12 protein-coding genes are annotated in these 17,564 nt (G+C 53.4%); 10 read left to right on the top strand and 2 right to left on the bottom strand.

Annotated elements, in window-relative coordinates:
* Positions 1-228: 228 nt before the first annotated feature.
* The 8 genes from ACEWL3_RS14200 (at position 229) to ACEWL3_RS14165 (ending at position 11,541) form a co-directional block, all read left to right on the top strand.
* Positions 229-885 (top strand): DUF4332 domain-containing protein, encoded by a 657-nt coding sequence (locus ACEWL3_RS14200; protein WP_386183792.1) that lies wholly within the window; start codon positions 229-231, stop codon positions 883-885.
* Between the two features lie 51 nt (positions 886-936).
* Positions 937-2,547 (top strand): hypothetical protein, encoded by a 1,611-nt coding sequence (locus ACEWL3_RS14195; protein WP_386183794.1) that lies wholly within the window; start codon positions 937-939, stop codon positions 2,545-2,547.
* 242 nt (positions 2,548-2,789) lie between these two features.
* Entirely contained in the window at positions 2,790-4,622 is a 1,833-nt protein-coding gene (locus ACEWL3_RS14190; RefSeq protein WP_435001057.1) for a recombinase family protein, read from the top strand.
* Between the two features lie 270 nt (positions 4,623-4,892).
* Positions 4,893-6,191, top strand: coding sequence for a site-specific DNA-methyltransferase (locus ACEWL3_RS14185; RefSeq protein ID WP_386183797.1), 1,299 nt, complete (start codon positions 4,893-4,895; stop codon positions 6,189-6,191).
* Positions 6,188-6,895, top strand: coding sequence for a DUF5681 domain-containing protein (locus ACEWL3_RS14180; RefSeq protein ID WP_386183800.1), 708 nt, complete (start codon positions 6,188-6,190; stop codon positions 6,893-6,895). Before ACEWL3_RS14185 ends, ACEWL3_RS14180 begins: the two co-directional genes overlap by 4 nt.
* 425 nt (positions 6,896-7,320) lie before the next feature.
* Positions 7,321-9,165: an adenylate/guanylate cyclase domain-containing protein gene (locus tag ACEWL3_RS14175; RefSeq protein ID WP_386183802.1), complete on the top strand. Its 1,845-nt coding sequence runs from the start codon at positions 7,321-7,323 to the stop codon at positions 9,163-9,165.
* Positions 9,166-9,522: 357 nt separating this feature from the next.
* The gene (locus ACEWL3_RS14170; RefSeq protein ID WP_386183805.1) at positions 9,523-10,245 is read left to right on the top strand and encodes a hypothetical protein; all 723 of its coding nucleotides are present in this window, start codon (positions 9,523-9,525) and stop codon (positions 10,243-10,245) included.
* A gap of 246 nt (positions 10,246-10,491) precedes the next feature.
* Entirely contained in the window at positions 10,492-11,541 is a 1,050-nt protein-coding gene (locus tag ACEWL3_RS14165) for a GFA family protein (protein ID WP_386183807.1), read from the top strand.
* A 219-nt stretch (positions 11,542-11,760) separates the two neighbouring features.
* Here the strand turns inward: ACEWL3_RS14165 and ACEWL3_RS14160 are convergent, their stop codons facing one another.
* Positions 11,761-12,594 (bottom strand): class I SAM-dependent methyltransferase, encoded by an 834-nt coding sequence (locus ACEWL3_RS14160; RefSeq protein ID WP_386183809.1) that lies wholly within the window; start codon positions 12,592-12,594, stop codon positions 11,761-11,763.
* 314 nt (positions 12,595-12,908) lie between these two features.
* Complete coding sequence (locus ACEWL3_RS14155; protein WP_386183812.1) at positions 12,909-13,556, bottom strand: LysE family translocator; 648 nt, start codon at positions 13,554-13,556, stop codon at positions 12,909-12,911.
* Between the two features lie 409 nt (positions 13,557-13,965).
* Between ACEWL3_RS14155 and ACEWL3_RS14150 the strand changes: the two genes are divergently transcribed.
* Positions 13,966-14,298: a GYD domain-containing protein gene (locus tag ACEWL3_RS14150; protein WP_386183815.1), complete on the top strand. Its 333-nt coding sequence runs from the start codon at positions 13,966-13,968 to the stop codon at positions 14,296-14,298.
* A 727-nt stretch (positions 14,299-15,025) separates the two neighbouring features.
* Positions 15,026-16,909, top strand: coding sequence for an SLC13 family permease (locus ACEWL3_RS14145; RefSeq protein ID WP_386183817.1), 1,884 nt, complete (start codon positions 15,026-15,028; stop codon positions 16,907-16,909).
* Positions 16,910-17,564 lie beyond the last annotated feature (655 nt).

The following is a 17,564-nucleotide window of genomic DNA, read 5'->3' as shown; positions in this document are numbered from 1 at the left end:
CCCGGATGCCCAGACAACTGGATTCATTAATATCCGCACTGCCTGATCGCACGCGACCAAACCCATATGTCATTTGCAGTGCGTGAACCTGAATCTAGTAGTTTTCCGTCCATTCGAGTTGATCTCCATCAATGGTGGCAGCTCTGGTCAGAGCTATGATGGCCAGAGTACGAAATCAGCTGCCCGTGTCATTTGCACATCACGGAGCCTGCCCCAGAAGGAAGCTCAATGAGAAGCTACTACCTCGACGAGAAGTCAACCGATCTGGGCGCGTTACAGGCACGTCTGGAAGCCACGGATTTGATACCAAGTCAGCAACCTTTACTGGTAGGTATAGCGGATAAGATGGATGCCCTGAAATCCGCCGGGATTGCCTCCCTAGCGGATTTGCGACAAGCACTTGTTAAAAATGAATCCCTTGCATCGCTATCAAAGAAGTCTGCGATCGATCTGAACTACCTCCAACTGCTTAGGCGAACGATCGACGGATATTTCCCAAAATCAAGATCGCTGAAGGAAATCGATTGGTTGGATCAAGCTGTTGTTGCTCGCCTGAAGGCAGCCCGGATTGCCAACACACGGGACCTGTTTGATGCAACGTCTGGCGGGGCAGCGAGCTTGGCGAAAGACGTTGGAGTTGACAGCGAGGACTTGAAGGAATTCGTCGCGATATCGGACCTGTGCCGAATTCAATGGGTCAGCCCTTCCTTCGCACGTGTGCTTGTGGCCGCTGGGATTTCCAGCCCATCAGCTGTTGCCAAAGCAGACCCTGAAGCGCTCTGCCAGGCAATTGAGAAGGCCAATCAAGATGGAACGTTCTACAAAGGAAAAGTGGGATTGCGAGACGTCCGTCGGCTGGTCGCCGCCGCGGCGTATGTTCCTTAACTCTGCGATGAGCGCCGAAACGGCATTGATGAAATACCGGGAGAATGGACGGTGACCCGCAAGAAAGTCTGGGCAATTTTGGTTGCTGTTTGCGTCGCGGCAATCTCGCTATTTGGCATAGCCGCATACAGTCAAATAGATGGATTCAAGGAAAGGATGAGCGAAGCATTTGAGCTGAACAATCAAAGGAATCTTGAAGGCTACTATACCGCGGAATTCGAGTTCAAGATGCTCGGCGCTGCTTACGATTTCGATCGCGGTCGCTACATCAAGGCGTACCGTCGTTTCTACAGCTATCTTGATCAGCTTAAAACAGCAGATGGTCTCGTGAAAATTCCGGACTTCGCGAACAACAAGGAAGAACTGGAATTTTATCTTAGTTTGCAAGATCCGAGCACCGGGGCTTTTATGGATCCGTCCTATCCGCTTCCTACATATTTTGGGCCAACCTTGAACGTCATCCAGCATCTGGAAAGTCTGGCCGAGAGCGTTGGTCAACCGCTGCGGCTCAAATACCCGTTGAGCTTCCTAGAAGAATTGGACTCACCAGAGGAACTGCGTCTGTACCTCGATGATCTGTCCACCGTCGGAACGCTCGTGTCCAATCTGCCGCAAACACCATATATCTTTGCAAGTCTGGATTCGTACAAGGATCTGGAGAGACTTGGACTGTTCACGTTCTCATCGGAATGGAAAGAGGAACTCGTAAAATGGATCTGGGAAACTCAAGATCCTGAGACCGGTTATTGGGGTGTTAAGCTCCGAAACAGCGGCGAACTCGTCAGAGGCGGTGATGTCAATGTCACGCGCAAACATGTGAAAGAGCTTCTGGATGAGGATGGCCTAAATCGTTACGAAGAATATCCGTTGCAGTATGTCGATAAAATCATTGATACAACATTGGAATATCTGATTGCCGGAGCACCTGATGGCATTGCAGAACAACACGCCTGGTCGATCAACCAATACCTTGGCCAGCAATTGCTGTTCCACCTTTGGGAGCATCTCTCAACGGAACAGAAAGCAATCTCGAAAGAACGGCTTGCAGGAAATGTTCGTGTTATTTTTGACAGATTCTATTTGCCGTCCGCAGGAGCTTTCAGTCTCTATGCTGACGAAGACGATGCCGACCTTGATGGCACCGGGACATATATAGGTCTTTTGCAAGCGTTGGGATTTTTCTCGATGGAAAGGCAAAGCAAATTGTGGGGCAAACCTGATGAGACGATCCATGATATTCGGATCAATGCAATTGCTCGTTTGACGGAAGAAGATTTGCTTCCATTTGTGGGAGATTCCGACGTGAATTCCATTCGCTTCTACGCCAACCGGCCAAGCGAAACGGAGCATGCTTCCGAGGCCATCGCCTTTGTTTATCCTAAGGAGACGCCCGTATTGGACGCGCTGGATTTGACGTTCAATCTCAATCGATGGATCCACTCGACATCTCAAAAAATGGGAGTTTGGACGTCGAGGGAGACAATACTCAAAAGACTGGCGGAGAATGATGCCGCTGGGATTCGCTTGAATGAAAGCGAGACTCAGATGTTGATCGGCGAAAAGATACTGAAGGAGTACGGTCAGTTGATCGCGATCGGCTTTGACCAGCTCCAAGTCCCTCGCCGCATGGTCGTTTATACACTTGAAGATTCCAAAGGCTAGACACCGCAGTGGTCTGAATCCGCGATCTCAAGTCGCAACCGCATTGTGGATCTATCGACAAGAGCACGGAATCACATGCATAGATCCAGCCAACGGTGACCTCCGCGTCCGGGGGCCTTGACCGGGATCAACCCGCAGCCGCGGTCAAACTGGACAAGTTGAATATCAACTTGATCAGGGCGAAAAATCGGAGTCCGATGAGATAAACTGAAAGAAACCTGATTTGAAAACCGCATTTAACGATGAGCCGGAGTAGAATTTCTGCTCCAGTGCCCAGAACGGTAGGCCACATTGAAAAAAGACCCATTAAACCGGATAAGGCGCATGCTGCGCTGATTTACTGCCGTGTCTCGGACAGGAAACAAAAAACTGACGGCCATGGTCTGGAAAGCCAGGAACACCGCTGCCGTCAATACGCCGAAGAACGCGGCTACGCGGTCGAGATGGTGTTCCCCGATGACATCACCGGCGGCGGCGATTTTATGAAGCGTCCAGCGATGCGGGCGATGCTGGCCTATCTGGAATCCGAGAAAGCTCAGAATTATGTGGTCATCTTCGATGATCTGAAGCGCTTTGCGCGCGATACCGAATTCCACATCAAGCTGCGCCGGGCATTTGCCGAGCGCGGGGCACGGGTTGAATGCCTGAACTTCAAGTTTGAGGACTCCCCGGAAGGCCGGTTTATCGAAACCGTGATCGCCGCCCAGGGCCAGCTTGAGCGCGAACAAAACAGCCGTCAGGTGGTGCAGAAGATGAAGGCCCGCGTCGAGAAAGGCTACTATGTCTTTCATCCGCCGGTTGGCTATCGCTATGCCAAGGATAAAGTGTACGGCAAACTGCTGGTGCGGGATGAGCCTATGGCTTCAATCATTGCCGAGGCGCTGGAGGGCTATGCCAGCGGGCGCTTTAGCTCGCAGGTTGAGGTGAAACGCTTTCTGGAATCCAAACCGGATTTCCCGAAAAGCGGGGCCAGCGGCTATGTGCATCCATCCAAAGTGAAAGACATGCTTCAGCGCCCCGTCTATGCGGGTTATGTTGAAGCGCCGGATTGGGGCGTATCTCTGCGCAAAGGCCATCATGAGCCTTTGATTACCTTTGCCACACATGAGCGCATCAGGGCGGTCCTGAACGGCAATGAATATACGCCTGCGCGCAAGGATATTAACAAAGACTTCCCGCTGCGCGGCCTTGTGCTGTGCGATTATTGCGGTGAAGCCATGACCTCTTGCTGGTCCAAGGGCCGCAAGAAGGTCTATGCCTATTATCTCTGCGATACGCCGAGCTGCGATTCCAAACGCAAGTCCATTCCCCGCGCCGAAATTGAAGAGGGTGCAGAGGATATCCTGCGCGCGGTGCAACCCGCCAGACAGCTTATCGCGCTCGCCAGAGCCATGTTCAGCGACGTTTGGGACATGCGCCTTGCTGCGGCGCATAGCGCCAAGAGCACACTGGATGAACAGTTCAAGGATATTGAAAGCCAGATTGAAGCTCTGCTGGACCGGATCGTGAGCGCGGCCAATGGTTCGGTGATTCAAGCCTATGAAACCCGGATCGAAAAGCTGGAGCGCCAGAAGATCATGCTGGCCGAGCAGGCAGAGCAAACTGTGCCGCCACAGGGCAGGTTCGAGGAGTTTATCGAACACGCCATGGAGTTTCTGGCAAGTCCTTGTAATATATACGAAAAAGGAAGTATTGCGCTTAACCGGACAGTGCTGAAACTGGCCTTTGCCGAGCCTCTGCGTTACAAGCGAAATGAAGGTTATCGAACCGCTAAAACTACCTTTCCTTTCAAGGTGTTAGCGGATTTTTCAACCCCAAAGTGCGGGATGGTGGTGGTCACAGTCTGTGTCGAACCGGTCTCAGCTAGAATTCCCTGTTTTACAGGGAATTTACAGGGAAATTTGGTCATTTTGGCCGGATATTGGCCGAATTTGGCGATTTATGTCGTGATTTCCAGCGTAATTACAGTGTGTTACGAACCATTTCCCTGTTATCTTATGAACAGGGAAACGGCGCTTCCCGATCAGGGAATGCGTGGCGTTTATCAGGGAACCAAATGCAGAGAACAGAGATAGCAAAATGAGCTCCCGCATCCTTAAATACAGCATATAGTATTGCATTGGGTCAGTTGCCGCTGTATTTAGTAGCTGTGGGACTCTGCACAACAGAGCAACCCGCGTGCGATACATTGTAAGGGCAAGTCGCTGCGAAAATAGCTGCGTCACCCCGAGGATACCGCGAAGAGAGTTGCCCCGAATGCGTGTGGCGACCCAAATCACTATCAGTTCAAACCGCCTAGGTCAGAGCATTTGCTTGGCTTTGGCGAAGCACAGGAATGTATTCCCATGACTAATCAGATCCAAAAGATCGCAATCCGCGATCTCAGCCCTTGGGCGAACAACGCCCGGACGCACTCCAAGAAACAGATCCGACAGATTGCCGACAGCATTGAGAAATTCGGGTTTACCAATCCGGTGCTTATCGACGAGCGGCGGACCATCCTTGCAGGCCATGGCCGTCTTGAGGCAGCAAAGCTTCTGGGCATGACAGAAGTACCGTGCCTGCGTCTTGACCACATGTCAGAGACCGAGAAACGCGCCTACGTGCTGGCCGACAACAAGCTGGCTTTGAATGCGGGCTGGGACGAGGATCTGCTGGCGGCAGAGCTTGGCGCGCTGATGAGTGACGATCTCGATTTCGAGATCGGCGTAACAGGGTTCTCGATTCCGGAAATCGACAGCCTGATGGAAGCTGTCGAACCGGAAGAGCCAGGCGACCCGGATGATGATGTTCAGCCTGTCAATGTTCCGCCCCGGGTGCGGCCCGGTGATGTCTGGCAACTGGGCGCGCATCGGCTGATCTGCGGCGATGCGTTGGATCCAGTTGTTGTGGCAGACCTTATGGATGGGACGAAGGCACGTATGGTCTTTAGCGATCCACCCTATAACGTGCCCATCGATGGCCATGTGGGCAATTCTGGCAAGACTCAGCATCGCGAGTTCGCAATGGCGTCAGGAGAGATGAGTTCGGCAGAGTTCGCCAAGTTTCTGAAGGCCGCGTTCAGGAACCTTGCGGAACACAGCGTTGATGGATCGATCCATTATCTCTGCATGGACTGGCGGCACATGGCCGAGATGCTTGAGGCAGGGCAGGGGGTGTATGCAGAGTTGAAGAACCTCATCGTCTGGGCCAAAGACAATGGCGGCATGGGGACCTTTTACCGCTCACGCCATGAGCTGATCTTTGTCTTCAAAAAGGGCACCGCGCCGCACATCAATACGTTCGAGCTGGGCCAGCATGGGCGCTACCGTACCAACGTCTGGCAATACCGCGGCGTGAACACCATGCGCAAAGGTAGGATGGAAGAACTGGCGCTGCACCCGACGGTCAAGCCAGTGCAGATGATCGCGGATGCAATCCGCGATGTCTCCGGGCGGGGGGATGTCGTGTTGGATCTGTTCGGCGGATCGGGATCGACCTTGATCGCGGCGGAGAAGACCGGTCGCCGTGGATTCCTCTGTGAGCTCGACACGATCTACTGCGACCGCATCCTTGCGCGGTGGGAAGCCTATGCCAAGGACGATGCCGAGCAGCTTATCTGCGGTTGGTCGGCACCCTCTGCATTGCTGAAGGCGGCGGAATGAGCCGGTCGAAGGCGGACAATCCGGCCCTGACGCTTCCGTCGGAATACGAGGTCGGTTTTGGCAAACCACCGTCAAAGACCCGCTTTAAGCCAGGGCAATCGGGCAATCCCAAGGGGCGGCCACGGGGGTCGAAGAACAAGAGGCGAGGATTAGCCGAAGAACGGATGAAGGACATCATCTTAGATGAAGCCTATAGGGGTATCACAGTTCGTGACGGGCATCGCAATGTGACATTGCCGATCGCGCAGGCCGTCATGCGGTCAATTTCCGTAAACGCGGCACGAGGCCAGCATCGGGCACAGCGTCTGTTTGCCGAGCTTCTCGCCTCGGTCGAGACCGCCAACCGCGCGCTGCACAACAAGCTTCTAGATGGTGCGATCGATTACAAAGTGCAGTGGGAGCGCGAACTCGAAAGGCGCGTTAAGTTTGGCATCACAGATCTTCCGGATCCTCTGCCGCATCCGGATCACGTCAAAGTCGACTTCCGGACTGGCAGCGTTCATTTTGCTGGTCCGATGACCAAGGAAGAGAAAGTCGAATACGATGATTTAATTCGAACGAAGGAGGTTCTGCGTGATGGGATCAGAGATCTCACAACCCTTCTGGAAACTGAGGACGATCCGCAGGAGTGCGAAGATATCGAATGCCATATTCGGCTGGGGCAGGAAAGTCTCGAATACATTCTCAGGGCAATACCGGATTGAGAACGAGCAGGGCGGGCTTGGTGCAAATTCATGATATTTGCAACAACTCGGTAGAGCCATGAAACCAAGCTGAATTGGGTGGTGCATATTTCCGGTGCGAAATGTTGGGCTGTTCTTAGGTACTAGGGCAGGGGTCCTCGATGCGTGCCGCACCGCAATAACCCACAACGGCGGATTCCGGACTTTCGCGGCAGAAGCGAACCAATCATGCCGCTACGTTTAAAGCCGACGTTCAAATGGCCTCGAAAATGGGACATTCTCTGCACTGCCGCGTGACGGCTGCGAGCCCGAATCGGAAAATTTGGCAGATATCTATCTGATCTGCATTGAACCCAGATTTGTTCGCAGCAGGGAACGAAGCATCGAATGCTGTTCAACACCTCCAACAGTGATATGTTCCAATTAATCAGAATTGATGAGTATCTATGGAACGACGACTCGCTGCCATCCTCGCTGCTGACGTAGTAGGCTATAGCCGCCTTATGGGCGCTAACGAAGTTGCCACATTGAACGCGCTGAGCGAAATTCGCATTGGGGTGATCGACGGCGCTATCAGCGCCGCAGGCGGACGCATCGTCAAGCTAATGGGCGATGGCATACTCGCCGAGTTTTCCAGCATTGTCAGCGCGTTGGAATCCGCGCTCAAAATTCAGCAGGCAATGGCCGAACGCAACGTCGACGTACCTGAGGATCGGCAGATCCGCTTTCGCATGGGCGTGAATATTGGCGACGTGCTATTCGAGGAGGGTGATGTATTTGGTGACGGTGTTAACATTGCTGCCCGAATTGAGGCGCTGGCACGCCCCGGCTGCGTTGCGGTCTCCGGCGTCGTACGCGACCAAGTCGGCAACCGGCTCGACATCGCCTTTGAGGCCGCCGGTGAACAACTGCTGAAAAATATTGAAGGCACAGTACCGATCTTCCACGTGCACTCTAAAGCCGCCGAAAAGCAACCCGCTATGGCAGATACCGCAAGCCGCCCGACCATAGCCGTTCTTCCTTTCGCGAACATGAGCGGCGACCCTGAGCAAGAATATTTTGCCGATGGAATCACTGAAGACCTAATCACCGACCTCTCCAAGCTCTCGGGCCTCTTCGTCGTCAGCCGAAACTCGACCTTCGTCTACAAGGACCGACCCTCGAACATGCAGGAGATTGCCCGCGACCTCGGCGTTCGAAACATACTCGAAGGCAGTGTTCGCAAGGCCGGAAACCGTGTCCGCATCACCGCCCAGCTGATCGATGGTGTCACGGGTGGCCACCTCTGGGCCGACCGCTATGACCGCGACATTTCGGACATCTTTACCCTGCAGGACGAGATCACCAAAACGATCGTCGACCAGCTGCAGGTCCGGCTTCTCGAAACCGAAACCACCAGCACTGCGCCCACCGGAAACGCCGACGCCTACACTCTCTATCTAAAGGGCCGTAAATTTTTTCACATGCGGACCCGGAAATACCTCGGAGAGGCGCGTATGCTGTTTCTGGAGGCGCTGCAACACGACCCGGATTACGCTCGCGCCTACGTGGGCCTGGCCGAATGCGAAGCTCGGTTGAACGACTGGTTTGGCACGAAATACGCGCCCGAGGACATAGTTGCCATGGCCCGACGCGCCATCGACCTGGATCCGAACCTCGCAGAGGCGCATGCTGGCCTTGGGCTGGCCCTGCATATAGCTGGGCAGAACGATGCCGCGGTTGTGGCTTATCGAAAGGCGCTGTCGCTCGACCCGCTCTGCTATGATGCGCATCACAATTTCGCACGCTACTGTCGGGGCCAACTGGACCCTGCACGCAGCGCGTACCACTTCATAAGGGCGCTCGAAATCAGACCCGACGACTACCGCTCTCCTCTGCTGCTTATTGCGGACCTCGAAGATCTCGGCCGCCTTGAAGAACGCGAACGTTACCTCGAAATGGGGATCAAGCGTGCGGACGAGGCGGTGCAGCTCAACCCCGGCTACCGCGATCCGCTTGAACTGTCGGCGTGCGTTCTCGCAGGTCTTGGCAGGTTTGAAGAGGCCCGCGCGAGGTTGGATCGCGCCGATGCGATGGACCCGGACGGTCGCACCACCAACGGCTACAATACTGCTTGTACTCTTGCCCTTCTTGGAGAGACCGAGCGCGCGTTAAGCTGGCTCGAAGAGATCTATCCGGGCCTCGGTCACGTTCAACGAGATTGGACGCGAAACGATCCCGATTTCACCTCGCTGCGCGACCATCCACGATTCAAAAAGATGATAAGTGCGCCTGGAAAAAAGGAAACGTAACCTGCGCACTGGGAATGACGGGTTTGTCCGCAGACCGACGGTTAATCCGGAAAAATGTTACACAGTGCATCAATGACCGGTCTGGAGAAGCCGCGCTTCCGTATCGGATAGAGTGATGGACGGCAGCTGCGGGCCGCTCGTGCTGACCAGTAGAACCATTTTACTGATCATGCTGCGCCGCATCCGATGACCGTTGATAGCCCTTTTAAGACGCTGCCGGTTCACCTTATTTTCTAGCGCAAACAGATCGTGGCCTGTGTGGACTGTTTGCGTTGCCGAGACGCCGCATTGCGACCTGCCGTTGCCGATTTTCCTGCTACGATGCTATCAAGATGGGAAAGGGTGGGACGGAAACTTATGACTGAGAAGAATGGTGCATGGAATTCCCCGTTGATTGTCGCAGTACTTGCGGCAGCGCTTGCGGGCATGGTCAACGCGGGCATCGCTGTCTTCAATTCGGCGGAAAACAGAGAATCGGGCCGACATGCTGCGGAAAATGCCCGGATCATCGCAATGATCGAGATTGCAGAACCAGACCAAGCCGCCTCGAATCTGGAGTTTCTGCTTGATACCGGTCTGGTAAAGAACCCCGAATTGGTGGGCACAATCAGGCGCTATCTGAAAGCGCGGACACCTGGGCAAGGGCCAGGTGCGTCTCCTTCAAGATTTAAATCAGTCGCCCGTGCTCTTGAACCCGAAATTGAGCGAGGACAGATTTCTGTTTCCTCAGCCAGTAACTACATGACCGTCAGAGTCTCCTCCTTGGCAGTTTTTGAGAATGGCTCCAGCCGTTTCAGCGTTGAGGGCATGGATCTTCTGGTGGCTGGCTTGGACAGTTTAAAAGACGGGCAAGAACAGCAAGTTCTTGTACGGGTCCACGGGGACGGCTCTCTGGATAAGGCTGCAATCGATCTAACTGACAGGCGGGCAGAATGGCTTGAAGTTGCTCTTACTTCACTTGAGCTTGGGCCGGCGATCACTTGGACGGTTGAAAGCGTACATAACGAGCCAATAGCGTCGTCTGCTTCGCCGGAGGGACGCGCCCGTAATTCGCGCATCGAACTCATTACCGCTCTGTAACCCAAAAATGCAACAAATGGTAACTCAGCAGTAAGTGAAAGTCTGCTTCGTCCGCTCAACCGACCTTCGTGGCGACTGAGGACAATTTTCCAGAGAAAAACAGTCAGATGTCCGGTTCGAGCCCAGATCGGTCACAGGTCGCGTTGTCAGAAAGATGATTTTTCGGCCCCATTTCCCTTTGGATATGTTTTATGGAAATGATAGCCTAGGTGTCCAATTCCGTCCGGCTGTTTCAAAGGAGTGAACATGGAACGTAAGCTGGCAGCGATTTTGGCAATAGATGTCGTGGGTTTTGCGGGGCTTGTCTCACGCGACGAAAGCGGAACACTGGCGAGATTGGAACGTCTGGAGCGTGAAGTCATTGGTATGCAGGTTGAAGCAAACCGAGGCCGTGTGTTCAAGTCCACCGGCGACGGATTTCTCGCCGAATTCTCGAGTATCATTGAAGCGGTTAACTGTGCGGTCGGTATTCAAAAAGCATCTGCGCTTGAAGCGCGCCAATCAGACACCGACGACTTGCTTGTACTTCGTATTGGCATCTCTGTCGGCGATGTAGTGGTGCGAGGAGTGGATCTACTGGGAGATGGGGTCAATATAGCGGCTCGACTTGAAGCGATGGCAGAACCGGGCGGTATCGCCATATCAAGCGAAGTGATGGACCAGATTAGGGGCAAGTTTGATCTTCCTCTTATAGACTGTGGTCATAAACAATTGAAAACTACTGATACCCCAATCCATGTCTACATGACCCAATCAAAACCCGGCGAAACAGGAGGCTTTCTGGATTTCGATGAGGATGAATTGGCGGAAAAGTTAACAAAAGGCGGCTGTCTTTGTGGGTCCATTCGGTATGAAGTCAATGCTCCGGCGATCAGCACCGGATATTGTCATTGTAGCTGTTGTCGAAAATTCTCCGGTTCAGTGGTGAATGCATGGACAGCCTTTCCCGCCTCCGCTGTTCGATTTCTGGGCGAAGAACCGCACTATTTCGATTCTACGCCAATAGCGAAACGTGGCTTCTGTCCGAAATGTGGAGCGAGCCTAACTTACAAACTGGTACGGCCACGTGAAACCGCATACTTGGTTCTGCACACGTCGAGCCTCGATCAGCCAGAGAAATTTGCGCCGTCAGTCCACTCGGGAATCGAAAGCAAAATGCCTTGGTTCGAAATTTTAGATGACTTGCCTCGTACACGTTCGGCTGACTCCAGAGTCTTGCAAGAAGCTTGGTCGAGTGTTGGTTTACCTGACCCCAAAGCTTGGGGGCCCTTGGTCCAAGCGCCAGAAGTATTCTAGCAATCGGACAATGACTGCTGCGTCCGAATCTAGCTAGTTCATGCAGCGCGCAGCGAATGCCGCTTCATCCCAGAATGGCCCTTGGTTCATATCGCGGCGGAAGTTTCGGAAGAGCCCAAGTGGTCTGGTTGTTGCGGCACGGCGAATGTCGGCAATTACGCTCGTCTTCAGAGCGATCACATTAATCATAAGCAAGTAACCACGCATAGACCGTGCGGTCTAAGCGCCTTTCACCGCGATCATTTCGATGGGCGAAATTCGATTTTCAGCCAAGTTCGCGACCATATTCGGGATTTTTTCTGCACTCGATTGCTGCATGAGAACGTGCAAGCCCAAAGGCGGCGGGCCTCCTGCGGCGTCGCCGGTCGCCTTCATCTTCTTGAAAAAATCCATCGCAAACTCGCGGCGATTGTTTTCTTCTACGACCGCAAATCCGCCAGCCTCAAACGCCGCTCGGTAGTCTTTCGGGCCCGTTAGCCAACTCGTCTCGGACGTAGTTGCCCATGGTACGGGGTAGATCAGCTCTTCGTCATTGGTTTTCATGATATCGTAGATGCCAAATTTCGCTCCGGGTTTGAGAACACGTGACACCTCAGCAATTAGGGTTCGCTTGTCTTGGATATTCATGCCCACATGCATCATGAACGCACCGTCGAAACACTCCGCCTCAAACGGCAGAGAGAGTGCACTTCCTTGATGAAGCTCGACGCGATCGGACAGTCCAACCCAATCGCAAAGCGCCTTCCCTGTTTCGACGTATTCAGGGGTCAAATCGACACCTACTACCCTTGCACCATAGGTTTTTGCCGCAAAACGCGCCGATCCTCCCAAGCCACACCCGACGTCAAGGATCGAGTGAGAGGGCATAATTCCAAGCTGGTTCAGAAAATGTGCACTCGCGCTTCGCCCGCCGATATGAAATTCATCGACCGGCCCAAGATCCTCAACACTTGCATTTTCTGCTTTGATGCCTTGCGCTTCAAGCCCCGCCTCAATGGCCGTCAACAGGTTTCCGTGCCCATAATGAGTGGATATTTTTTCAGCATAGTCCATGATATCAGTCTTTCCTGACGTGCGACTGCGCACATCTTATCAAAGTTATGGCGTCTAATCGCTAAACTGTCTGCCTTTTGCCCTAATGAAGCAAGGAAACTGAAAGCCGACATTGAAATGCACCAAGGGAACGGCAGCAAGGTCCGCAGTGTGTCAGTTCATTCAGCCCGCAGCGAACGGCAGGAAATCCCAGACCTGCCATTTATGCAACCAGCAGAGAATGACGGGCAGAGCCCGAAGCTGACAATATTTTAGGCGCAGAGTTGGTCAGATGAAACCAAGGTTCTGGAATCCATAGCTTTTCATTGGGGTGCTTACAAAAAGTCGCCAACGACATCCCACGCGACCACCATTCCAAGGCCGATGAAGAGTACACCGACCAGAAGCGACATCGGATAGCTGGCCGCCTGAAAACCACGCATGACGGGCGGCGACGAAAAGAACAGCGCCGCAAATGCATTGAGAACCGCACCGACAAGCCCAATCTGAAATGCGATGACAACCATCAGCCACTGTGGCCCGTCCGGAGGGATAAAGGCGGTCAATATTGAACCAAAAAACAATACTGCCTTCGGATTTGTCATCATTACCAAAAAGGCAGTCCGGAATGGTTCATGTGTTGCGGGTGAAGTGGTGTCTGCTTCAAGCTTAAATACACCGCCGCGTCGAGCAGCGCGAAACGCATTTATGCCAAGATAGATCAGATACATTGCACCTATGGCTCGCAAGCCAAAGTAAAGTGGCGGCACAAGCTGGAAAACCACCGCGATCCCAGAAACGGCGATCAATGACCATACCAGCGCACCCGTGGCGATCCCCATCGCCGCCCGAAGTCCGGCACCCCGCCCGGCCGTGACTGAAGCTGTAATAATGGTCAGATGGTTTGGCCCCGGCGTGGCCCAGCCAACAAACTGGATCAATGCAATGGGCATCAGAATAGCGGCCAGCGAGGATGTGTCCATCGAGCGAGACTGCAATGCACCTGTGAATTAGTCAATTTTATTCAGTGCAGTCGCAGTTTTGACGAATTGAACGTGGATCGACAGAACGACCGGCGGCTTTGTCCGCGACCCGATTGTTGGCACCGCGCCCAGCGAAAGGGTGGTTTGGGAATGCCCAATTTTGACCTTCTCAATGGCTGCTCTGGTGAAATCCGCTGCGCTGCAAATGCGTGCCACTGCACATGCGAAAAAATGCTGCGTCAGCACTCGCTGCACCAGCAAAAGGCGGGTTCGTCCCGCGCTTCCGTCCTTGGTGCAATGTGCGGCAAAGTCTCCTGTGAGCCCGAAGCGGCCAGCATTCGATCTTCTGTTGTCGATAAAACGGGCAAATTGTGGTATTGAGTGGTCCTCTTAAGAAAGGGAGGGAACCATGCCATTCTACATGTTTCAGGCTCGTTATACGGCAGATGCCATCAAAGCGATGGTGAACAAACCACAGGACCGAGAGGCGGCCGCGCGCCCATTGATCGAAGCAGTTGGAGGCAAATTGCATCACCTATTCTTCTGTTTTGGTGCAGATGACGTCGTCGCACTGATTGAAGCGCCTACCGATGAGGCCATGGCCGCTGGGGCGTTGGCTGTCGGTGCCTCTGGCGCTTTTTCAGGTGGAGCCACGACCAAGCTTATGACCAGCAGGGAGGCAATGGGGGCGATGGCTGCAGCCGGGAAAGCCGCCGCCAGCTATAAACCCGCAACAGGGTAAGTCAAACTGCACGCGAAACGCCCCAGATACAGTAGTCTGGGGCGACAACGGCTGAAAGAGGCAAGCTATCAACAAACCGGCGGTCACCAACGACCGCTCCAAGAGATGCAGCCGTCATGCGACACAAATCGCCAGCTGACTTCTAGCAGCCCGTATGGGCGAATTCCAAGATCAGATCCGCCGGAATAACCACAGAAAACAGCAACGCTTGGCACCAAAGAAGCGTGGTCACCGTGCTGCTGTATCAACCCAACTGACGCAAGGCTCATGGATACACCTATGATCCGGTCCCAATAAGGGTCGCTCCCTTCTTCACAGCCAATTACGCTAATTAAAGGCTACCATGAGGACCGGTAAACCCAGCATTCCAATACAGATAATAGCAGTTGAAATTCCTAATCCTTTGAACATCTTACTTCCCCGGCTCTAAACATTAACATTAGGAAGCATTTGGGAGCGACGTGCCTGTTATCAATGCGGCGTCCTGCCGCACTCTCCTGAGCGCAGAACAGCTCTCGGACATCCGTATGACCAACGCTGATCTCATCGCGTCGCACAGTCCAAAATTAGAAGCCGTCGCTCCCACTTGGGCGGCTAATAACTGGCGAGCCGCTTGCACTTGCAGCAAGTCCGGTTTGTCCGAAGGCTGTCTCAAACCATTTGATGACGGACAATCATTTGGCAGATCGCCACTATCTGTTTAACCTTGTCAGAGGAGGCGTCAGAAGTGGACCCAATCAGTTTGACATTTGAGATGGCGGTTGTCCTCGGCCTATTGGGTTTCACTATCCTATTGTTCGTTTCAGAAGTGGTTCGAATTGATTTCGCGGCTATTCTTATCATGGTGCTGCTTGGCCTCCTAAGCCAGCTTCCGGGTCTGGGGTCACTTGCTGACGTCAGCCAGCTTTTCAATGGTCTCGCCTCCAATGCTGTGGTTTCAATAATTGCAGTGATGATCATTGGCGCAGGGCTGGATAAGACCGGTTTGATGAGCAAAGTTGCCGCGCTGATCCTGAAATATGGCGGAAACTCAGAGGGGCGGGTGGTGCCAATCATCTCAGGCGCAGTGGGCGTCATTTCGTCTTTTATGCAAAACGTCGGTGCCGCCGCATTGTTTTTGCCCGTTGTCAGCCGGATATCTGTTCGCACTGAAATCCCACTCAGCAGATTGCTGATGCCGATGGGGTTTTGCGCCATTCTTGGCGGCACGATAACTATGGTGGGTTCGTCACCGCTGATCTTGCTTAATGATTTGATCATGACGGCCAACCAGTCTCTTCCTGGTTCCCAGCAGATGGATACCTTTGGGCTCTTTTCAGTGGCACCAGTAGGCATCGCTCTGGTTGCCACGGGGATCCTCTACTTTGTGATTTTTGGGCGTTGGGTTCTGCCAGCGACAAAGAAGGGTGGAGATGCCACTAGCGGGCGCTCTATGAAGGAATACCTCAAAGAGCTATACGGCCTGAAGACCGACATTTTCGAAATTACCATTCCTAAAGGTAACGCAGTCGTCGGAGAGACGTTTGACGACGTCATCCAGCGATACCACGTCTACATCATCGGCAGCGCTTACCATGGGAAAACATGGTTTGCGCCGGTCATTCAAACGGAGATCACAGCGCCATGTCGGTTGGCTGTGTTGGGCCGAAAAAAGGAAGTGCAGCACATGGCGCAGGATGCGGGTTTCATCCTGCATGAAAAATTGGATGTGTTTGCCGAGGATTACGCCCCGACCCGATCCGGAGTCGCCGAGGTGGTCATCCCGCCGGGGTCCTCCTTGATTGGAAAGTGTGCACATGACGTCGTGTTTCGCAAAACCTACGGGGCCAGCATGTTAGCCATACATCGAGGCGAAGAAACCCTGAGCCTTGTTGCCACGGAAGATCATGAACCGACACAAATCGGCGAAGTACCCTTTCGCGCTGGCGATACATTGGTCATTCTCAGCACGTGGGAAGCCCTAACACGATTGAGCCGTGATCGCGATTTTGTAGTGGTCACAACCGATTTCCCACAAGAAGAACTGCGGCCAACAAAGGTGAGTTGGGCGCTGCTGTTCTTTGCAATTTCTCTGTTTCTAATTCTGTTCACCGATCTGCGCCTATCACTTTGCCTGCTAACGGGCGCTGTCGGGATGATCCTGACCGGCGTTCTCGATATAGACGACGCCTATGAGGCTGTCAGTTGGAGCACGGTCTTCCTGCTGGCAAGTCTCATTCCCCTTGGGCAAGCGGTACAATCGTCCGGAACGGCGGCCTGGATCGCCCAGCAGGTCCTTCTTCTTCTAGATGGATGGCCAATTTGGTCCTTGCAAGCAGGGCTTGCGATTATTGCCACGGTTTTCACTCTGATCATGTCAAACGTTGGTGCCACTGTTCTCTTAGTGCCGCTCGCCGTGTCAATCGCAGTGGCAGCAGGTGGAGATCCTGCGATATTTGCACTGACTGTTGCCATATCAACCTCGAACTCGTTCCTTATTCCGACACATCAGGTCAACGCCCTCATCATGGGGCCTGCAGGCTATAAGGTAACTGATTTCATCAAGAGCGGTGGTATAATGACAATCCTATTCTTGGTTGTTTCACTCTCCGTTTTGAATCTCATTTCCTGAAGAATTGAACAGGTTCCAACGTCCTACGACGAATGAACTCCCTCATTTCCTCTAATGGCCACTTCTCTAATCGGGCGTTTGGGTCAAGTTCATTTCATCGTTTCATTTCCATGCTGTAGGAATCGGTGTCTCTCATCCGGGTCACACTTCTCTTCGCAGTCATTGAAGGCCCGGTTCGGTTTGACCACAGTCCCGCACAGCTTCGTTGCTCTGCGGGGGCACTCCGCAATGCGGGTCTATGGACAAACCCACATCTCAAAAGTGGCGCAGTTTTACTCTGGCCAGATCCTACCAAGTGGCCCACTATTGCTCCGGCGACTAGCGCGGTTTTACTCCGGCGTTGACACCGAATTGTTCGATTGAAGACGATCGTACCGTCCGAGGTGATACCGTGAGCTTGGAAAACGTCCTTACCAAGATCCAGTCCAACTGTTGCAACTTCCATGGTGGGGTTCCTTTCCTGACAGAAGGTGACTTCTACAGTATGCCGCAAAGCGCGACCGTTGGCTGCAGACGCCATCCACCCCATCCGCGGAGAGGACCTTGGTACGTAGTGCGGCTAAGGCCCGGTCGGAGCTGATTCTGTGGAAAAACAACGTGTTGCTGACGCAGAAAGTAGCCCTCTAAACTGGGCGCAAGCGCCTTTCTTATCAGG

The organism is Sulfitobacter sediminivivens (assembly GCF_042611115.2).
Classification (GTDB): domain Bacteria; phylum Pseudomonadota; class Alphaproteobacteria; order Rhodobacterales; family Rhodobacteraceae; genus Sulfitobacter; species Sulfitobacter sediminivivens.
Note: the sequence above shows the minus strand (reverse complement) of the source record. Positions and strands in the feature narration are given on the sequence as shown.